Origin of the sequence: Actinomadura keratinilytica (genome assembly GCF_039539665.1) — a bacterium.
In the GTDB taxonomy this organism is placed as follows: Bacteria; Actinomycetota; Actinomycetes; order Streptosporangiales; family Streptosporangiaceae; genus Spirillospora; species Spirillospora keratinilytica.
This window is the reverse complement of sequence record NZ_BAABDO010000126.1, coordinates 1-17,958: the sequence shown is the minus strand read 5'-3', so window position 1 is coordinate 17,958 and position 17,958 is coordinate 1. Positions and strand designations below refer to the sequence as shown.

Sequence of the window (17,958 nt, the reverse complement as noted above, 5' to 3'; positions counted from 1 at the left end):
GCCGTCGCCGCCTGGCGCCCGGCCGCGCTCCGCCACGCCGTCGCCGCGCGGATGGCGGGCCTGGCCTCCGGCCGGTCGCCCGACAACCGGCGCGCCATGTCGCTGTCGGCGTACGTGCTGGCCGCGCGGCTGGAGCAGGTCGTCGCCGCCGCCAACCAGCGGCTGGCGCGCATGTCGGCGGGCCGGTACGCGCTGGTGCACACCGTCGACAAGGCCGCGGGCGACCGCAGCAAGGGCGGCGGCGGACTCGGCCTGCGGGTGGTGGACGCCTGGACCGGCCAGGCCCGCGACCCGGTCACCCTGTCGGGCGGCGAGTCGTTCGTCAGCTCGCTGGCGCTGGCGCTCGGCCTGGCCGACGTGGTCACCGCCGAGGCCGGCGGCACCGAGATCGGGACGCTGTTCGTCGACGAGGGGTTCGGCACCCTGGACGAGGAGACCCTCGACGAGGTGATGGACGTCCTGGACGGCCTGCGCGACGGCGGGCGCGCGGTCGGCGTCGTCAGCCACGTCGCCGAGCTGCGCACCCGCATCCCCGCGCAGCTGCGCCTGCGCAAGCGCCGCGAGGGCTCGACCGCGACCGTCGCGGTGTGACGCCGGGATGCGGCCCGGGGCCCCGCCGGGTCTCAGGGTTTGCGGGCGACGCCCGCCAGCAGCCAGCCGGTCGGCCGTTCGTAGGGCCGGTCGGGCCGCCACTCGGGGGCGGGCACCAGCCCCGGCTCCACCAGCTCCAGCCCGTCGAAGTAGGCGGCCAGGCAGTCGCGGGGCCGGAAGGCCAGGGGGATGCCGCTCTCGCGCATCAGCTCGGCGGACACGGCGCGTTCGCGGTCGGTCAGCGCCTCGTCGGTGAAGTCGCTCACCGCCAGGTGGCTGCCGGGCGCCATCGCGGCGCGGAACGCGGCGGCCGAGGAGTGCGCCCGCCGCGGGTCGGCGAAGTGCGACAGCACGCAGCACATCAGCACCCCGACCGGACGGGCGAAGTCGATCAGCGCGGTGACCTCGGGATGCGTCAGGATCGAGGCCGGGTCGCGGGCGTCGGCGCACACCGCCGTCGCCGTCGGCACCGCGTGCAGCAGCGCCTGGAAGTGCACCACCGCCACCGGGTCGTTGTCGATGTACACGACGGTCGCGGCGGGGTCCACGCCGTGCACGACCTCGTGCACGTTGCCCTTGCCGGGCAGGCCGCACCCGACGTCCAGGAACTGCCGGACGCCCGCGGCCAGCAGGAACCGCACGGCGCGCCGCATGAACTTGCGGTTCTCCCGGGGCAGCAGCCGCGCTGCGGGCAGCGCCTCGAACGCCTTGAGGGCGGTCTCGCGGTCGGGCCCGTAGTTGTCCTTGCCGCCCAGCGAGAAGTCCGTGATCCGTGAGCTCGCGGGCGCGTCGAAACGCGCGCCCGGCCGTGTTCCGCGCTCTGCCATCCCGCCGCCGTTTCTTGCGCCGCCCCCCCGGAACCGTGGTGGAGTCACATTCTGGCATCTCCGCGCGACGCCGTCATGACCGTCAGGAAGGGGCCGGGGCGTACGGAATCGGGGCGGTATCGGCGCGGAAGCGGGGCGGTATCGGCGGGGCGGTATCGGCGGGGCGGTATCGGCGGGGCGGTATCGGTGCGGAAGCGGCGGCGCGGCCGTGCCGGCGGGCCGTCAGAGGTACAGGCCGGTGCCGTGCTCGGGCCGCTCGCTGGCGATCGCGTGCAGGTCCCGCTCGCGCATGACCAGGTAGTTCTCGCCCTGGATCTCCACCTCGTACTGGTCGTCGGGGTGGAACAGCACCCGGTCGCCGACCTTGACCGTGCGCACGTGATGACCGACGCCGCAGACCTGGCCCCACACGAGCCGGTTGGACTGCTCCACGGTGGCCGGGATGACGATGCCGCCGGTGCTGCGCCGCTCCCCGGGCTCCTTCTCGACCTTGATCATGACACGGTCGTGAAGCATCTGGACTTCGAACTTCGGCTCGGACACGCTGGGAGTTTATCCCGCCGCGCGGGTGCGGGCCGCCCACGCGTCGGCGATCATGCGGGACAGCTCCGAGCGCCGCGGCCGCCAGCCCAGGTCGTGGCGGACGGCGGTGGCGTCGGAGATCAGCAGCGGCGGCTCGGGCCGCGGCGGGCGGCGCACCGTCGGCACGCGGCGGCCGGTGACCTTCTCCACGGCCGCCACCACGTCGCGCACCGACACCGGCGCGCCGCTGCCGACGTTGTAGACGCGGTCCTCGCCGGGCCGGGCGGCGGCCAGGGCGCGCACGTGCGCGTCGGCGAGATCGTCCACGTGCACGTACTCGCGGACCGCGTCGCCCGCGCCGTTGATCTCCAGGTGCGGCACCTCCCCGGCGGCCGCGGCCAGCGCCCGGGGGATCAGCCGGGTCGGGTCGGGGTCGCCGCGCCCGTCCACCGCCCCGGCGACGTTGAACGTGCGCAGCACCACCGCGCCGATCGCGCCGGTGCGGGCGTGCCAGCGCACCACCTGCTCGGCGGCCAGCTTGGAGGCGCCGTACGGGCTGGTGGGGGCGGGGGTCTGGTCCTCGTGGATCGGCTGCCACTCGGGCGTGCCGTAGACGGCGGCCGTCGACCCGTACACCACGCGGGTGCCGGGGGCCAGCAGGTCCAGCAGGTTCACGGTGCCCTGCACGTTGACCGCGAAGAACCGCAGCGGCTCCTCGAACGACTCGCGGACCCGCGTCAGCGCGGCCAGGTGGCACACCGCGTCGTACGGCTCGGTCAGCACGGCCCGCAGCGCGGGCGGGTCGAGCAGGTCGCCGACCAGGGGCCGCACGCCCGGCGGCAGGTCCTGGCCGGCGTCGCGGACGAGCCCGTCCACCGCGTGCCCGGCCGCCACCAGCCGCCGTCCCACCGCGTACCCGACGTATCCGGCCGCCCCCGTCACCAAGACCCGCATGGTCCCAAGCATCCACGTCGCCGGGGACGCCCCGCAACGCGGACGGCGCCGGCGCGGCGGCGATCACGCTTTCGGGCGGGTCAGTCGTAGCGGCGGCCGGCGCGCGCGGACACCCGCCCGACGAGCGACGACGGGATCAGGCGGCTGAGCCCCACCACCGCCTTGTACCGGGCGCCGGGCACGCTGACGCGCACGCCGCGGCGCAGGTCCCGCAGCGCCGTGTCGACGACCATGTCCTTGTCCAGCCACAGCACCTCGGGGATGCCGGAGACGTCCATCCCGGCCCGCTCGTGGAACTCGGTGCGCACGAACCCCGGGCACAGCGCCATGACGCGCACGTCGTGGTCGCCGCGCATCGCGATGTCCTCGGCGACGCCCTTGCTGAAGCTCACCACCCACGCCTTGGACGCGCCGTAGGTGCCGCGCACCAGGAACGCGGCGGTGGACGAGACGTTGATGATCCCGCCGCGGCCGCGCTCCAGCATGCCGGGCAGGGCCGCATGGGTCAGCCGCAGCACCGCCTCGCAGTGCACCCGCAGCATCACCAGCTCGTTGTCCAGCGGGACGTCCAGGAACCGGCCGCCGTGGCCGAACCCGGCGTTGTTGACCAGCAGGTCCACGCCGTCGCGGACGCGGCGCTCGGCCGCGGCCAGCCCCTCGTCGGCGGCCAGGTCGGCGGGCAGCGTCTCGGCCCGCACCGCGTAGCGGTCGGCGAGTTCGCGCGCCGTGCGGTCGAGCCGTTCGGCGTCGCGGGCCAGCAGGACCAGGTCGAATCCGTCGGACGCCAGCCGGCGGGCGAACGCGGCGCCGATGCCGGCGGTGGCGCCGGTGATCAGAGCAGTCGGCATGCCCCCGACCCTACGGCGTCACCCGGGGACGGCGCGGACAGGGGTGGCGGGCCGGGCGCGTCTCGCCCGGAAGTGCCGCGGGTCGGGGCGGCGCGTGGCGCGCCGGTAGGCGAAGGTGAACCCCGGCCAGTTGTTGACGACCTTGCCGTCGGCGGTCTGGTACCAGCTGGAGCAGCCGGCCGCCCACACGGTGGAGCGCATCAGCTCCTGCATCCGGCGGTCGAAGGCGTCCTGCACGTCGGGCCGCACGTCGATCCAGGCCAGGCCGGTCTCGCGCAGCGCCCGCACGCAGCCCAGCACGTACCGGATCTGCGACTCCAGCATGTAGATGATCGAGTTGTGGCCGAGGTTGGTGTACGGGCCGTACAGCAGGAACAGGTTGGGGAAGCCGCTGACGGTGATGCCCAGGTGGGCGCGGGCGCCGCCGCGCCACGCCGCGTCCAGGGTCCGGCCGTCCCGCCCCACGATCGTCATCGGGGCCAGGAAGCCGTCGGCGTGGAACCCGGTGGCGTAGATGATCACGTCGACGTCGTAGGCGGCGCGGGCCGTCCGCACGCCCGTCGGGGTGATCCGCGTGATCGGGTCGGTGACCAGCTCGACGCCGTGGCGGCGCAGCGCGGGGTAGTAGTCGTCGGACAGCAGGATGCGCTTGCAGCCCATCGGGTAGTCGGGGACCAGCCGGGCGCGCAGCCGCGGGTCGGGCACCTGCGAGCGCAGGTTGCGCCGGAACCGCCGCTCCAGCGGCTTCATCAGCCAGGGGAACTTGACGAAGCCCAGCGCCCGCGCCTCGTACGACAGGTAGACCCGGGCGCGGCTGAGGTCGTGCAGCGCCGGGACGGCGGTCAGCAGCGCCTTCTCCCACGCCCGGTACGGCCGGTCCGGCTTGTCGATCACGTAGGGGGCGGACCGCTGGAACACCGTCAGCCGCCCGGCCCGCGGGGCGATCTCCGGCACGATCTGGATCGCGCTGGCACCGGTGCCGATCACCGCGACCCGCCGGCCGGCCAGGTCGGCGCCGTGGTCCCAGCGGGCGGAGTGGAAGCTCGTCCCGGCGAAGCGGTCGCGGCCCTCGATCTGCGGCAGCGCGGGCCGGTTGAGCTGGCCGCACGCGCTGACCAGCACCCGCGCCGCCAGCTCGCCGCCGCCGGCGGTCGCCACCCGCCACACCGCGGCCCGCCCGTCGAAGCGCGCCCCGGTCACCTCGGTGCGGAACCTGATGTGCGGCAGCACGCCGTGCTCGCGCGCCACGTCCCACAGGTAGGCGAGGATCTCCTCCTGCGGCGGGAAGCGGCGGCTCCAGTCGGTCTTGCGCGCGAACGAGAACGAGTACAGGTGCGAGGGGACGTCGCAGGCCGCCCCCGGATAGGTGTTGTCCCGCCAGGTGCCGCCCAGTCCGGCGGCCTTCTCCAGGACCACCACGTCGCGCACCCCGGCCGCCAGCAGCCGGGCCGCCATGCCGATCCCGCCGAAGCCGCTGCCAATGATCACGACGTCGTGCGGTGCGTCCATCTCGCCGTCCGGGGGTGTCGCTGCGATGTCCGTGCCCCGAGCGTAATGACCGATCGGTCAGCTGACCAGGCCCACAAACTGTCGCCGCCGCCTGCCAAGATCGGCCCCATGCCGAACGAGGACGCCTCCCCGGCGGGCGCGCTCGCGCCCGCCGACATCGAAGCGGTCGACGCCCACATGGCCGAGATGCAGGCCGTCCGCCCCACCAAGAAGTGGCGGACCCGCACGTTGGAACTGCTCGGCCGGCCGGGGGTCCGCGAGCACGTGCTGGCCACCGTCCGCGGGTACGCCCGGGGCGACCGCGCGGCCCCCTGCGAGTGGGGGCCGCCCGACCTCGAGACGCTGGTCGCCGACCGCGAGGCGCGCGGCTACGTCTGGGCCGCCGCCCTGTCCGGCGACCCGGCGGCGTTCCCCGAACTGGTCACGATCTTCCGGCGCACGTCCTGGCTCAGCCGCGACTACTTCGGCGACGAGAAGCTCGCCAACGCCACCGTCAACGCGCTCGGCGCCTGCGACCACCCCGAGGTCATGAGCACCCTGCGCGCCTTCGCCGAGCAGGTCGGCTACCCGGGCGGCCGCAAGCAGGTCGCAAACGCCGTGCGGGCGGCCGCCGAACGGCAGGGTCTGACGCCCCGGCAGCTCACCGAGCGCTCCGTGCCCGACCACGGGCTCGGCGGGGACGGCTCGACGGCCCGCGACCTCGGCGGCTACCAGGGCGTCGTCGCCGTCGAGGACTCCCGCACCGTGCGGCTGACCTTCGTCGACGGCGCCGGGCGGGCGCTGCGCACCGTCCCGGCCGCGCTCAAGGAGCCGTTCGCCGACGAGATCAGGCGGCTGAAGGACCTGGCCAAGCAGGTGCGCGGCACCCTGGCGGCCGAGCGGGCCCGCATCGAGGCCCTCATGTCGGCCGAGCCGATCTGGACCTACGGGGAGTGGCGCCGCCACTACCGCGACCACCCGATCACCGGCGCGGTCGCCTCCGGCCTGATCTGGGAGTTCCAGCACCCCGACGGCACCTGGACGGCCGCCACGCCCGCCGGTGCCACGCTGGTCACCGTCGACGGGCGCGAGCTGCCCGAACCGGCGGAATCGGCCGGCGTGCGGCTGTGGCATCCGCTGGGCGCCCCCGCCGCGCAGGTGCGGGCCTGGCGGACGTTCGTCACCGACAACCGGATGGTCCAGCCGTTCAAGCAGGCGTTCCGCGAGACCTACCGGCTCACCCCGGCCGAGGAGGAGACCGGCGTCTACTCCAACCGCTTCGCCGCCCACATCGTGCGCTACGACCAGCTCTACGCGCTGTTCAAGCAGCGCGGCTGGACGGCGAACTATCTCGGGCCCTACTACAACGGCTACGCCGGGGAGGCCAAGGGGGTCCTGGCGGAGGGGGAGTGGCGCGTCCGCTTCTTCCATGAGGCGGTCGAGTCGCAGAGCGCCGGAACGCCCGAGTACGCCTCCACCGACCAGGTCCGCTTCGACCGGCGCGTCGGCCGCGCCTGGCGCGAGGTGCCGCTGGCGGAGGTGCCGCCGGCGGTGTTCAGCGAGGCGATGCGGGACGTGGACCTGTTCGTGTCGGTGACGTCGGTGGCGGCCGACCCCGACTGGATCGACCGCGGGGAGGACCGCTTCGCCGGCTACTGGCGGCGGGCGGGCTTCGGTGACCTGACGGCGAGTGCCGAGACGCGGCGGGACGCGCTGGCCCGGATCCTGCCCCGCACGAAGATCGCCGACCGGTGCGCGCTGGACGGCCGGTTCCTCGTCGTGCGCGGCGACCTGCGCACCTACAAGATCCACCTGGGGTCGGCGAACGTCCTGATGGAGCCGGACGACCAGTACCTGTGCATCGTCCCGGCGCGCAAGCGCGGCAGCCGCACGATCTTCCTGCCGTTCGAGGACGACCGGCTGGCGCTGATCCTGTCCAAGGCGTTCCTGCTGGCCGCCGACACCGCGATCACCGACCCGTCGATCACGCAGCAGATACGGAGGGGATGACCATGGCCGCCGTGACGTTCCGCGACGAGACCGCCGCCGGCGGGGGGCTGGAGGCGTTCTCCGTCGCCGGGCTGCCCGCGGCGATGACCGTCCGGGAGCTGATCCGGCTGCGGGTGCGCGAGGAGGTGGCCCGCCGCAACGCCCGGCCCGACCGCCGCTTCACCGGGCTGGTGCAGCCCGCCTCCGAGACCGGACCGGACGGGGACCGGCCGCGGGGCAGACGCCGCGTCGACTGGGAGCGGCAGGCCGACATCGCCGAGCGGGCGTTCCTGTCCAACGGCTTCTTCGTGCTCGTCGGCGACCGGCAGGTCGAGGACCTCGACGAGGTCGTCGACCTCACCGGCGACCCCGAGGTGGTGTTCATCAAGCTGGTGCCGCTCGTCGGCGGCTGACCGGCCCCGCCGGGCTCAGCCGGCGGTCCGGCGCGGACGCGGCCCGAGCAGGCCCAGCTCCTGGGCGCGCAGCCCCGCCTGGAAGCGCGAGTCGGCCTCCAGCAGCGTCAGGATCTCCGCGACGCGGCGCCGGTAGGTGCGCAGCGACAGGCCGAGCCGCCGGGCCGCCGCCTCGTCCTTGAGGCCGCCGCCGAGCAGCCGCAGGATCTGCCGGCTCTGCTCGCTCAGCGCCGGGGGCCGGGCGCGGCGGAACTCGGCCAGGTCGGCGGCCGACTCCCAGGCCGCCTCGTACAGCGACCGCACCGACCGCACCACGCCGGGCGAGCGCACCACCGTGTACTCCCGCACGCCCGCCACCGGGGCCCGGCCAGCACCGCCACCTTCCGGTCGATGACGACCGTCTCGTGGGGGAGCGGGGCGGTGCTGATCCGCACCGCCGCGCCGTTTGCCCTACTTCCCGCTCGGCGGGTTCGGGGTGCCCGAGGACGACCGCGTCGGGCGCGTCGCCGAGCGGCACGGCGCCACCGCGGCGCAGGTGCTGCTGGCCGGGCTGCCGGCCCTGTCGCCCGCGATGCTCGCGATCCCGGGCACGTCCTCCCCGGCCCACCTGGAGGAGAACATCGCCGCCGCCGGGCTGCGCCTCACCGGGGACGATCTCGCCGTGCTCACCGCCGCCGGCTGAGCGGGACGGGGCGCCGGGTCCGCCCGGCGGGCGGACCCGGGCCGGGTCAGGCCAGGCAGACCAGGGCCGCGCGCAGCTCGGCGTCCAGCGGGTGGTCGTCCGGCAGCCGGTCGACGGTGGCCTCGACGAAGTCGGCCGTGGACAGCTCGGCCTCCTTGGCGGCCGTGCCGCCGGCCCCGCCGTCCAGCCGCACCCGCACGCCGCCGGGCACCTCCTCGACCCGCACGGGCGAGCCCTGCTCGGCCAGCACGAACCGGCCCACCCGGGCCCGCCACCGCGACCGCTCGGGCTCCTCGCCGTCCGCGACGGGCACGCCGACGTCGTCGGCGTGCGTGGCGTACTCCGAGGCGTAGTGGAAGGTCTGCAGGCCCACCGGGTACGGACCGGCCATGGTCGGCAGCATCGCGTCGGCGCCGCGTTCGCGCATGCGGCGCCGCGTGTCGCCGTTCTGGCGGCGCCACTCGGCCAGCACCCCCGCCACCGGCAGGCCGCGGCGGGTGTCCACACACCACTGGTTGAAGCCCGCCAGCCCCTCGACGCCCTCCTTGTCCAGCCGGTTGACCAGCACGTCCAGCTCGTCGTCCAGGCAGGCGTGGTTGTACAGCTCCTCCCCGGCCAGGTGCGCCAGGACGTCCCGCACCGTCCAGCCCTTGCACCTGGAGGGGCGGTCCCAGTCGGCGGCGCCGAGCCCGGCGAAGTAGGCGTCCAGCCGCCGGGCCTCGCGGTCGAGGAGGTCGAACGGGTTCAGGCCGCTGAGCATGTCGGTTCCCATGCGGCTATGCCTCCCCCTTCCGGCGCCTCGCCGAACCGGCGGGGCGGCGCGGATCCGCGGCGGGAGGGGCCGCTCAGGTGTCGACGAACGACTGCGGGACGATCACCCGCAGCGCGTTGCCGAGCAGCCGCACCGTCACCGGGGTCCGGCCGCGGATCTCGCCGTCCACATCGACCTGCATCGGCGGGTCGGTGGCGATGTGCACCTCGTCGGTGGTGAGGAAGGCGTCCTCGCGCAGCGACCGCCGCGGGCCGGTGAGCTGGTGCCGCGCGGTCGCCGACGCCAGCCGCAGCCGCCGCTCGTCGCCCAGCCGGTACACCGCCAGCAGCCGGTCGTCGGGGCTGGCGTCGCGGGCGATGCGCCGGCCGCTGTGGTGGGCGCCGTTGGCCACGTTCAGCTGGTGGGTGGTGACCTCCTCGACGCGGTCGCCGGCGCGGATGGTGGCCCGGAACGCGGTGTGCCGGGGCAGCAGCCACGCCGCCGTCAGCGCGTACGCGGCGCGGCCGACGACGCGTTTGAGGCCGTGCGGGACGTGCTCGGCGATCTGCACCGACAGGCCCAGGCTGACCATGTTGGCGAAGATGTGCCGGCCGCCGTCCGGCTCGGGGCCCGACCCGTCCGGCCGGGTGCCCTGCACCCAGCCCACGTCCACGTCGGCGACCTTGCCGTCGCGCAGCACCGCCACCGCGTCCGCCAGGTTCAGCGGCAGCTCCAGGCTGCGGGCGAAGTTGTTGGTGGTGCCCAGCGGCAGCACGCCCAGCGCGACGTCGCGGTGCGCCAGGTGGCTGACGGCCTCGGCGACCGTGCCGTCCCCGCCGCCGACCACCACCAGGTCCGGCTCCAGGGCGAGCACCTCGGCGAAGATCTCCTTCAGCCGCCCGGGGTCGGTGACCGGGAACTCCCGCACGAACTCGATGCCCGCCGCGTCCAGCAGCTCCCGGGCGCGGTCGAGCAGACGGCGGCCCCGCCGCGAGCGCGCGTTGACGACCAGCACGGCGCGTCCGCCGTTCCGGATCGCCGCCTGCAGCTGCGTCTTGCTGCGCGGCGTGCGTGGTCGTGTGCCGTCCATCCCGATCACCCTACCGTCGCCCCCCCGTCCGGCCGTCGCGCATGCTTTGATGCCCCATTACCCTCCGTTGAACGACGGTGGGGGCGACCGCCATTCCAGCGCCGGGTCAGTGGCCGCAGCGGGGGTCGGCGAGGTGGTCGTGCCGTTCGCCCGAGCCGTTGACGTGCCGGGGGCCGTGCGGATCCTCGCAGTGGAAGTCGTCGGCGACGTGGTCGACCTCCAGCGTCGTATGGGTGATCCCGTAGGCGGAGCGCAGCACGTCCTGCAGGTCGCGGCGCACCGCGTGGCAGTCGCCCCGCGGCTCCACCAGCACGTGCGCCGACAGCGCCGGGTAGCCCGAGCTGACCTCCCATACGTGCAGGTCGTGCACCTCCTCCACGCAGGGGCGGCCGGCCAGCCGGGTGCCGATCTCGGCGGGGTCCACGCCCGCCGGGGCCGCCTCCATGAGCACCCGCCCGGCGTCGCGCAGCAGCCCGTAACCGGCCTTCAGCATCAGCGCGGCCACCACCAGCGAGGCGATCGCGTCGGCCCGGGTGAAGTCCGCCGCCCACACCGCCAGCCCGGCGACCGCCGTGGCGATGAACGCGAACAGGTCGTTGAGGATGTGCTGGAAGGCGCCCTCGACGTTGAGGCTGCGCCGGTCGGCCCGGCTGATCAGCCACGTCGCGGCCAGGTTCACCGCGATGCCGGCCAGCGACGTCCAGAACACCAGGCTCCCGTCCACCTCGGGCGGCGCCGCCAGCCGGCGGACCCCCTCGTAGACGAAGAAGGCCGCCAGCAGGATCAGCGTCAGCCCGTTCAGCTGCGCCGACAGGATCTCCGCGCGGCGCAGCCCGTAGGTGTAGCCGCCCTTGGGGGGACGCGCCGCGATCCGCATGGCGACCAGCGCCAGCGCGACGGCGAACGCGTCGGTCAGCATGTGCGCGGCGTCGGTGATCAGCGCCAGCGACCGGGCGGCGAGCCCGACGACCACCTCGCCGGCCATGAACGCCAGCAGCAGGGCCAGCGCCGCCGACAGCTGGCGCCGGTCGGCGTTCGCCGACACCGCGTGCCCGTGGCCGTGCCCGTGGCCGTGCCCGTGGCCGTGCCCGCCGGCCTTCCCGCGCCAGGGCAGGAAGGCCCGCCGGCGGGCGCGCCGCTTCCCCGCGGCCTCCTCCCGCCCCGCGCTCATGCCTCGCCCTCCTGGTGGCCGACGTGCGCCAGGGCGAGGTCGAGCAGCATCCGGACGTGCGAGTCGGCCAGCCGGTAGTAGGCCATGCGCCCGGACCGGCGGGCCCGCACCACCCCGCTGGCGCGCAGCAGCCGCAGCGCGTGCGAGACCGCGGACTCCGAGTGCCCGCACGCGGCCGCGATGTCGCACACGCACATCTCGCCGCCCTCCAGCAGCGCCGTGATGATCCGCAGCCGGCCCGGATCCGCCAGCAGCCCGAACACCTGCGCCAGCTCGGTGATCTTGTCGTCGGCGGGCAGGGCCGCGGTGACCACGGCGACCTTCTCCCGGTCCACCACCCGCACCGCGCACCCGTCGGCGACCGCCCGGACATCTGAAGCGCTGCTCATATGAGCAAATATAACCCACGGTGCGCCGCCCGCCCGGGCGGGGTCAGCCGAGGTTGCGCTCGGACCACTCCTTCAGGTCGCGGCGCTGGATGGCGGCGGCCATCAGGTCGGGGAACAGGTCGGGCGTGCAGGCGAACGCCGGGACGCCCAGCCCGGCCAGGGCGGCGGCGTTCTCGCGGTCGTAGGCGGGGGCGCCCTCGTCCGACAGCGCCAGCAGCGCGATCACCTGGACGCCCGCCGCGGTCAGCGCGGCGACCCGCTGCAGCATCTCGGCGCGGACCCCGCCCTCGTACAGGTCGCTGATCAGCACCAGGATCGTGTCGCGGGGCCGGGTGACCAGGCCCTGGCAGTAGGCCAGCGCGCGGTTGATGTCGGTGCCGCCGCCGAGCTGGGTGCCGAACAGCAGCTCCACCGGGTCGTGCAGCTGGGCGGTCAGGTCCACCACGGCGGTGTCGAACACCACCAGCGAGGTGCGCAGCGAGCGCAGCGACGCCAGCACCGCGCCGAACACCCCCGCGTACACCACCGACGCCGCCATCGAGCCGCTCTGGTCGACGCACAGCACCACGTCCCGTTCGACCGCCTTGTCGCGGCGCCCGTGGCCGATCAGCCGCTCGGGCACGACCGTGCCGTGCTCGGGCAGGTAGTTGCGCAGGTTGGCGCGGATGGTGCGGGGCCAGTCGATGTCGGCCGCCCGGCGCGGCCGCAGCGTGCGGGACGCCCGGTCCAGCGCGCCGGACACCGCCGAGCGGGTGCGCTGGGCCAGCCGCCGCTCCAGCTCCGCCACGACCGCGCGGACCACGGCCCGCGCCGACTCGCGGGCCCGGTCCGGCATGACCTTGTTGAGCGACAGCAGCGTGCCCACCAGGTGCACGTCGGGTTCGACCGCCTCCAGCATCTCCGGTTCGAGCAGCAGCCGGGTCAGGTTGAGGCGCTCGATGGCGTCCTTCTGCATCACCTGCACCACGCTGGACGGGAAGTAGGCGCGGATGTCGCCCAGCCAGCGCGCCACGGACGGCGCCGAGTCGCCCAGGCCGGCGCTGCGGCGGCCCGGCCGGGACCCGCCGCCGCCCTGCGCGCGGCCGTACAGCTTCTCCAGCGCCGCGTCCATGCGCGCCTCGGCGCCCTTGAGGGCGACGCCGGTGCCGTCGGCGGACTCGCCGCCCAGCACCAGCCGCCAGCGGCGGAGCCGCTCGTCGTCGGAGATGGTCACATCGTTCACGCGGGGGCCTCCCAGCCGAGGATGCGCAGGACCGTCGCGGTGGCGGCGGTCGCGCGGCCGGCGTCGACGCCGTCTTCGCCGTTGTCTTCGCCGCCGTGGTCGTCGCGCGGCGCGGCGGGCCCGGCGCCGCCGCGCAGCCGCCGCACCCGCTCGCCGATGGCGCGCCGCTCGGCCGCCGCGTACCCGCCGAACGGGCGGCGCAGCAGCGGCGGCACGACGGCGACCGCCGCGCCCGGCAGCCCGGAGATCCAGCCGTCCAGCAGGCGCAGCAGGTCGTCGTCGTGCACCAGCAGCAGCCCGCCGCCCGCCAGGAACCCCTCCACCCAGGCGGCGGCGCGGTCGGGCGCGGTGCCGACGGACACGGCGCGGGCCATGCGGGCCGGCGCGTCGTCGAGCCGCCCGGCGTCCAGCAGCAGCCGGACCAGGCGGCCCTCCAGCAGGCCGTGCACCGCGCGGTCGCCGTCCCGGTCGGCCAGGCCGCGCAGGGTGCGCAGCCAGCGGTCGGTGTGGCCGCCGTCGCCGAGGAGGGACAGCGCTCCGTGCACGGCGTCGATGCGTCCGAGCATCTCCCGGGACGCGTCGTCGTCCAGCCCGGTGACGGCCGGGGGCAGGCCCACGCAGACGCGCACCACCAGGCCGTCGACGACGGTGCGCAGCGGGCCGGTGGGGGTGCCGCGCACGTCCCCGTACCGCAGCGCGCGCACCAGGGCGGGCAGCGCCGCCATCAGGTGCGCCACGTCGGAGTCGACGGCGGCGCGGTCGGCCAGGGCGCGCATGACGGCCGGCAGCGCGTCGCCCAGGTCGGCCAGCAGGCACCGCTCGGCCAGCGACGTCAGCTCCGCCAGGGCCGTGGCCTGGGCGGCCGCCGCCTCCGCCCGCGCGGCCGCCGCCTCCCGCACGGTGGTGCCCCACACGCCGGCCTCGATCAGCGCCACGTCGAACTCCGGCCGCCACAGCAGCGTCCAGCTCTCGCGGAACGTCCCCTTGGACCGCCCCTGCGCCTCCTGCGGCACACCCCACTCCACGTCCAGCAGGCGCAGCCGGTGCAGCAGCCGGCTGCGGTCCAGGTCGAGCGGTTTGCGCAGGTCGAAGTCGTACTCCCGGTCGATCGCGGACGGCTTGAGGCGCAGCCGCCGCTGCTCGGCCCGCAGGTCGCGCTGCAGCGGCACCATCGGCGTCCGCTCGGGCACCGACCCGAGCCGCTCGCCCACCGTCATCCGGCGCCGGATCAGCTCCACCGGCAGGTCGTTGCCCTCGCACAGCACGGCCCGGACCGCCTCGGTGACCTCGTCCAGCCCGGCCAGCGGACGGCCGCGCAGCGCGGCCAGCGCCTCGGCGAGCCGCACCGCCTCGATGACGTGCGCGGACGAGACGTGCAGGTCCTCCTCGCGCAGCAGCCGCGCGGCCTCGGTCAGCCACCGCTCGACCGGCCGGTCGCCGGAGGTGAACAGGTGGTGGTACCAGCCGGGGGACCGCACGCCCGCGCCGTACCCGGAGGCGCCCGCCAGCCTGCCGTGCGTCCACGGCACCCAGGTCATCGCCACCTTGGTCTTGGGCAGACCGCGCAGCGTCCGCTCGTCGCGCGCCGCCGGGACCTTCTCCAGCAGCGCCGGCGCGTGCCAGGCGCCGCACACGACGGCGACGCGCTCGTACCCGTCCTTCAGGGCGCGGCGCAGCGTGCGGCGCATGTACGCCTCGCGCTGCTCCTCGCGCCGCAGGTAGCCGGGCGGCAGCGGGTCCAGGCCGCGTTCCGGTTCGGGCGGCTCGGCCAGCCGCGCGCGCAGCTCGGTCATGGCCTCGGCGATCGCGGGGAACGGCGAGGGGCCGTCGCGGCGGTGCTCCACCACGTCGTCCCACCAGCGTTCGGCGTCGTCGTACCCGGCGGCCTGCGCCAGCCAGCCCAGCGGGTCCAGGCGGATGCCGGGCGCCTCGCCCTGCTCCGCGGGCCGTTCGGCGGCCGGCCGCGGGCCGTCGCCGTCGGGGGGCGTGCCGGGGGCCTGCTGATCCTGCCGCTGGGCGAGCTGGTGCGCGGCGGGCAGGTCGCAGAACCGGACGGTGACGCCCGCGCCCAGCGCGTAGCGGAGCGCCTGCCACTCCGGGCTGAACTCGGCGAACGGCCAGAACGCCGCCTGCCGCCCGGTGCCCTCGGCGCCGTCGGGGGACGGGGTGCGGCCGGGGGAGTAGGCCAGCAGCGCCACCGGCGGCACCATGCCCGGGTCGGCGGCCAGGGAGACCAGGTCGTCGGCCTCCGGAGGCCCCTCGATCAGCACCGCGTCGGGCCTGTACTCCTCCAGCGCCCGCCGCAGCGCCCGCGCCGATCCGGGGCCGTGGTGCCGGATCCCGAACACCTCGACCCGCGCCCGCTCGCCCCGGTCGGGCGCCCGCCCCGCCGCGGACGGGCCCGGAGCCGCCGGCGCGGAGGCGGCGGGACGGGGCGGCGACGGGGTCAAGACACCTCCCGGCAGGCGCGGTAGAAGTCCTGCCAGCCGGGGCGTTCGCGGACGACCGTCTCCAGGTACTCCTGCCACACCACCCGGTCGGACACCGGGTCCTGGACGACGGCGCCGACGATGCCGCCCGCCACGTCCGCGGCGCGCAGCACGCCGTCGCCGAAGTGCGCGGCCAGCGCCAGCCCGTTGGTGACCACCGAGATGGCCTCGGCGGTGCTCAGCGTGCCGCTGGGCGACTTGAGCCGGGTGCGGCCGTCGTCGGTGAGGCCGCCGCGCAGCTCCCGGAACACCGTCACCACCCGGCGGATCTCGTCCAGGCCCGCGGGCGTCTCCGGCAGCTCCAGCGCCCTGCCGATCTGCGCGACCCGGCGGGAGACGATGTCGACCTCCTCCTCCACCGTGGCGGGCAGCGGCAGCACCACCGTGTTGAACCGGCGGCGCAGCGCGCTGGACAGCTCGTTGACGCCGCGGTCGCGGTCGTTGGCGGTGGCGATCACGGTGAAGCCCTTGCGGGCCTGCACCTCGGTGCCCAGCTCGGGGACGGGCAGCGTCTTCTCCGACAGGATCGTGATGAGGGTGTCCTGCACGTCGCCGGGCATGCGGGTCAGCTCCTCGACGCGGGCGACCGCGCCGGTGCGCATCGCCTTCATCAGCGGGCTCTCCACCAGCGCCCGCTCCGACGGGCCCTCGGCCAGCAGCCGGGCGTAGTTCCACCCGTACCGCACGGCCTCCTCCGACGTGCCCGCCGTCCCCTGCACCAGCAGGGTCGAGTCGCCGCTGACGGCCGCCGCCAGGTGCTCCGACACCCAGGTCTTGGCGGTGCCGGGCACGCCGAGCAGCAGCAGCGCGCGGTCGGTGGCCAGCGTCGCCACGGCGACCTCCATCAGCCGCCGCGGCCCGATGTACTTGGGGCTGATCCGCCTGCCGTCGGGCAGCTCGCCGCCCATCAGGTAGGTGGTGACCGCCCACGGCGACAGCCGCCACCCGGGCGGGCGCGGCCGGTCGTCGTGCTCGGCCAGCCCGGCCAGCTCGTCGGCGTACTGCTGCTCGGCGTGCGGCCGCAGCACGCCGCCCGGGGGAGTGGAGTCGGTGGGAGAGGTCAACGGGACAGCTCCTTCAGCATGTCGTGGCGGAAACGCAGGGTCTCGATCAGCTCGGCGAGCGCGTGACCGGCCGCCCCCGCCGTGTGGCCGCCCGCGGTGCGGGGACCGGGGGCGGCGGCGCCGAGCCGGGCCGCGACGGCCTCCAGCCGGGGCGCGGCGTCCGGACCGAGGCGCTGGTCGGCCAGGCGGCACAGCTGGGTCAGGGTGTGCTCGTGGGACCGGGCCCGCCGTTCGGCGGCGGCCGCCAGCGCGGCCACCACGGCGTCGGCGAGCCGCCCCGTCCACGGGCCGGGGATGCGCTCCAGGACGCGCAGCAGGTCGGGGTCGCCGTCCACCCAGCGGATCAGGTCGGCGGCGGCCTGGTCGCGTTCGCCGCCGGGCAGCACCCGCAGCAGATCGGCCAGCGCCTCGGGCTCGTCCACCATGACGCCGCCTTTGAGCAGCGCACGCGCCCATGCGACGTCGCGTTGGCGCAGGGCGGCCCGGGCCCAGCCGATGTGCACGTCGCGGGCGGCCCGGGCGTCGCCGTCGCGCCCCTCGGCGCCTTCGCCGCCCGCGCGTCCGGCGGCGCCGGCCACCGGCAGGCAGACGATCTCCATGGGCGGCAGGCCGAACAGGTCCGTCCACGCCGCCAGGGGCGTGCGGGCCAGGATCTCCCGCAGCCAGGCCGCCCGCGTCCCCACCGGCCCCCCGGACCGGCCGCCCGGCGCGAACGACCCGGTGGGATGGAACGGGACGCCGTCGCGGGCCAGGCCCTCGTCGTGCGTGCGCGGCGGCTCCACCAGCACCCAGGTGCCGCGGCGGCCCTGCACCGTGCGCTCCTCGGCGCGCACGCAGGCGCGGGCCCGCGCCGCCATGCGCGCCGCGTACGCCGAATCCGGCAGCCGGGCCAGCAGGTCGGCGGCGGTCTGCCGGACGTCCTTGCCGCGGTCCTCCAGGGCCGACTCCAGGAACTCCTCGTCGTCGGCCGACAAGCCGTGCTCGAACGTCGCCAGGAACGCCGCCCGGTCGGGCGCGGGCTCGCGCCCCCAGGTCTCGCGGAGCGCCTCGCGCGCCGCCGCCGGATCGGTGCCGCGCAGCGCCGTCAGGTAGGCGACGCGCTGGTTGCGGGTGCCGGTCCGCCACACCTCGGGGCCGCCGCCCGGGTCGTCCCCGGCGCCCACCAGGTACGCCCACTCGGTGTTCTGCAGCGCCAGCCACACGCCCCGCCGACCGGCCGCGCGGGCGATGTAGGGCCGCAGCATCCGGTCGCTGCGGCCGCGTTCGAGCAGGTCGGGCAGCAGCCGGGCGGGGACGCGGCGGCCGCGCGCCGCGGCCGCCTCCAGCCACTCGGGCAGCACCCGGATCTGCGTGCCGCCCAGGATCAGCTCCAGCCGCCGCGCCGCCTCGGGCGGGACGACCGGCAGGTCCTCCGCCGGCGCCGGCGCGATCGGCTCCGCGCCCCCGGCCGGACGCCGGCCCGCGCGCC

At 75.9% G+C, this 17,958-nt stretch carries 18 protein-coding genes; 4 read left to right on the top strand and 14 right to left on the bottom strand.

Annotated elements, in window-relative coordinates; all coding sequences use genetic code 11:
* Positions 1-591: SbcC/MukB-like Walker B domain-containing protein (locus tag ABD879_RS27580; protein WP_345024564.1), on the top strand; the 591-nt coding region annotated here is incomplete at its 5' end.
* A gap of 32 nt (positions 592-623) precedes the next feature.
* Here the strand turns inward: ABD879_RS27580 and ABD879_RS27575 are convergent.
* From ABD879_RS27575 to ABD879_RS27555, 5 genes are all read right to left on the bottom strand, one after another.
* Positions 624-1,418, bottom strand: a complete 795-nt coding sequence (locus tag ABD879_RS27575) for an SAM-dependent methyltransferase (RefSeq protein ID WP_345024563.1) — start codon at positions 1,416-1,418, stop codon at positions 624-626.
* 222 nt (positions 1,419-1,640) lie between these two features.
* Positions 1,641-1,961 (bottom strand): GroES family chaperonin, encoded by a 321-nt coding sequence (locus ABD879_RS27570; protein ID WP_285494383.1) that lies wholly within the window; start codon positions 1,959-1,961, stop codon positions 1,641-1,643.
* 9 nt (positions 1,962-1,970) lie between these two features.
* Positions 1,971-2,894, bottom strand: a complete 924-nt coding sequence (locus ABD879_RS27565) for an NAD-dependent epimerase/dehydratase family protein (RefSeq protein WP_345024562.1) — start codon at positions 2,892-2,894, stop codon at positions 1,971-1,973.
* Between the two features lie 80 nt (positions 2,895-2,974).
* Positions 2,975-3,742, bottom strand: coding sequence for an SDR family NAD(P)-dependent oxidoreductase (locus ABD879_RS27560; protein WP_345024561.1), 768 nt, complete (start codon positions 3,740-3,742; stop codon positions 2,975-2,977).
* A gap of 18 nt (positions 3,743-3,760) precedes the next feature.
* Complete coding sequence (locus ABD879_RS27555; protein ID WP_345024560.1) at positions 3,761-5,251, bottom strand: flavin-containing monooxygenase; 1,491 nt, start codon at positions 5,249-5,251, stop codon at positions 3,761-3,763.
* A 108-nt stretch (positions 5,252-5,359) separates the two neighbouring features.
* On the opposite strand from ABD879_RS27555, the gene ABD879_RS27550 reads away from it, so the two are divergent.
* Entirely contained in the window at positions 5,360-7,240 is a 1,881-nt protein-coding gene (locus ABD879_RS27550; RefSeq protein WP_345024559.1) for a DUF4132 domain-containing protein, read from the top strand.
* Positions 7,237-7,632, top strand: coding sequence for a hypothetical protein (locus ABD879_RS27545; RefSeq protein ID WP_345024558.1), 396 nt, complete (start codon positions 7,237-7,239; stop codon positions 7,630-7,632). Before ABD879_RS27550 ends, ABD879_RS27545 begins: the two co-directional genes overlap by 4 nt.
* A 15-nt stretch (positions 7,633-7,647) precedes the next feature.
* Here ABD879_RS27545 and ABD879_RS27540 read toward each other — a convergent pair whose 3' ends face one another.
* A complete protein-coding gene (locus ABD879_RS27540) occupies positions 7,648-7,980 on the bottom strand; it encodes a response regulator transcription factor (protein WP_345024556.1) in 333 nt (110 codons plus the stop codon).
* A 97-nt stretch (positions 7,981-8,077) separates the two neighbouring features.
* On the opposite strand from ABD879_RS27540, the gene ABD879_RS27535 reads away from it, so the two are divergent.
* Positions 8,078-8,314: an aldo/keto reductase gene (locus ABD879_RS27535; RefSeq protein WP_345024555.1), complete on the top strand. Its 237-nt coding sequence runs from the start codon at positions 8,078-8,080 to the stop codon at positions 8,312-8,314.
* Positions 8,315-8,360: 46 nt separating this feature from the next.
* Here the strand turns inward: ABD879_RS27535 and ABD879_RS27530 are convergent, their stop codons facing one another.
* The 8 genes from ABD879_RS27530 to ABD879_RS27495 all read right to left on the bottom strand — a co-directional run.
* The gene (locus ABD879_RS27530) at positions 8,361-9,086 is read right to left on the bottom strand and encodes a maleylpyruvate isomerase family mycothiol-dependent enzyme (protein ID WP_345024553.1); all 726 of its coding nucleotides are present in this window, start codon (positions 9,084-9,086) and stop codon (positions 8,361-8,363) included.
* 73 nt (positions 9,087-9,159) lie between these two features.
* Positions 9,160-10,155 (bottom strand): diacylglycerol/lipid kinase family protein, encoded by a 996-nt coding sequence (locus ABD879_RS27525; RefSeq protein ID WP_345024551.1) that lies wholly within the window; start codon positions 10,153-10,155, stop codon positions 9,160-9,162.
* A gap of 106 nt (positions 10,156-10,261) precedes the next feature.
* Positions 10,262-11,326, bottom strand: a complete 1,065-nt coding sequence (locus tag ABD879_RS27520) for a cation diffusion facilitator family transporter (RefSeq protein ID WP_345024550.1) — start codon at positions 11,324-11,326, stop codon at positions 10,262-10,264.
* A complete protein-coding gene (locus ABD879_RS27515; RefSeq protein WP_345024549.1) occupies positions 11,323-11,715 on the bottom strand; it encodes an ArsR/SmtB family transcription factor in 393 nt (130 codons plus the stop codon). Before ABD879_RS27515 ends, ABD879_RS27520 begins: the two co-directional genes overlap by 4 nt.
* 43 nt (positions 11,716-11,758) lie before the next feature.
* On the bottom strand, positions 11,759-12,937 hold the full coding sequence (locus tag ABD879_RS27510; protein WP_345024548.1) for a VWA domain-containing protein: 1,179 nt from the start codon (positions 12,935-12,937) through the stop codon (positions 11,759-11,761).
* Complete coding sequence (locus tag ABD879_RS27505; protein ID WP_345024565.1) at positions 12,934-15,285, bottom strand: DUF5682 family protein; 2,352 nt, start codon at positions 15,283-15,285, stop codon at positions 12,934-12,936. The genes ABD879_RS27510 and ABD879_RS27505 overlap by 4 nt, the downstream gene beginning before the upstream one ends.
* Positions 15,286-15,383: 98 nt before the next feature.
* Positions 15,384-16,490, bottom strand: a complete 1,107-nt coding sequence (locus tag ABD879_RS27500; protein WP_345024547.1) for an ATP-binding protein — start codon at positions 16,488-16,490, stop codon at positions 15,384-15,386.
* On the bottom strand, positions 16,487-17,958 hold a 1,472-nt coding region (locus tag ABD879_RS27495), incomplete at its 5' end, for a DUF5691 domain-containing protein (RefSeq protein WP_345024546.1). The genes ABD879_RS27495 and ABD879_RS27500, both read right to left, overlap by 4 nt.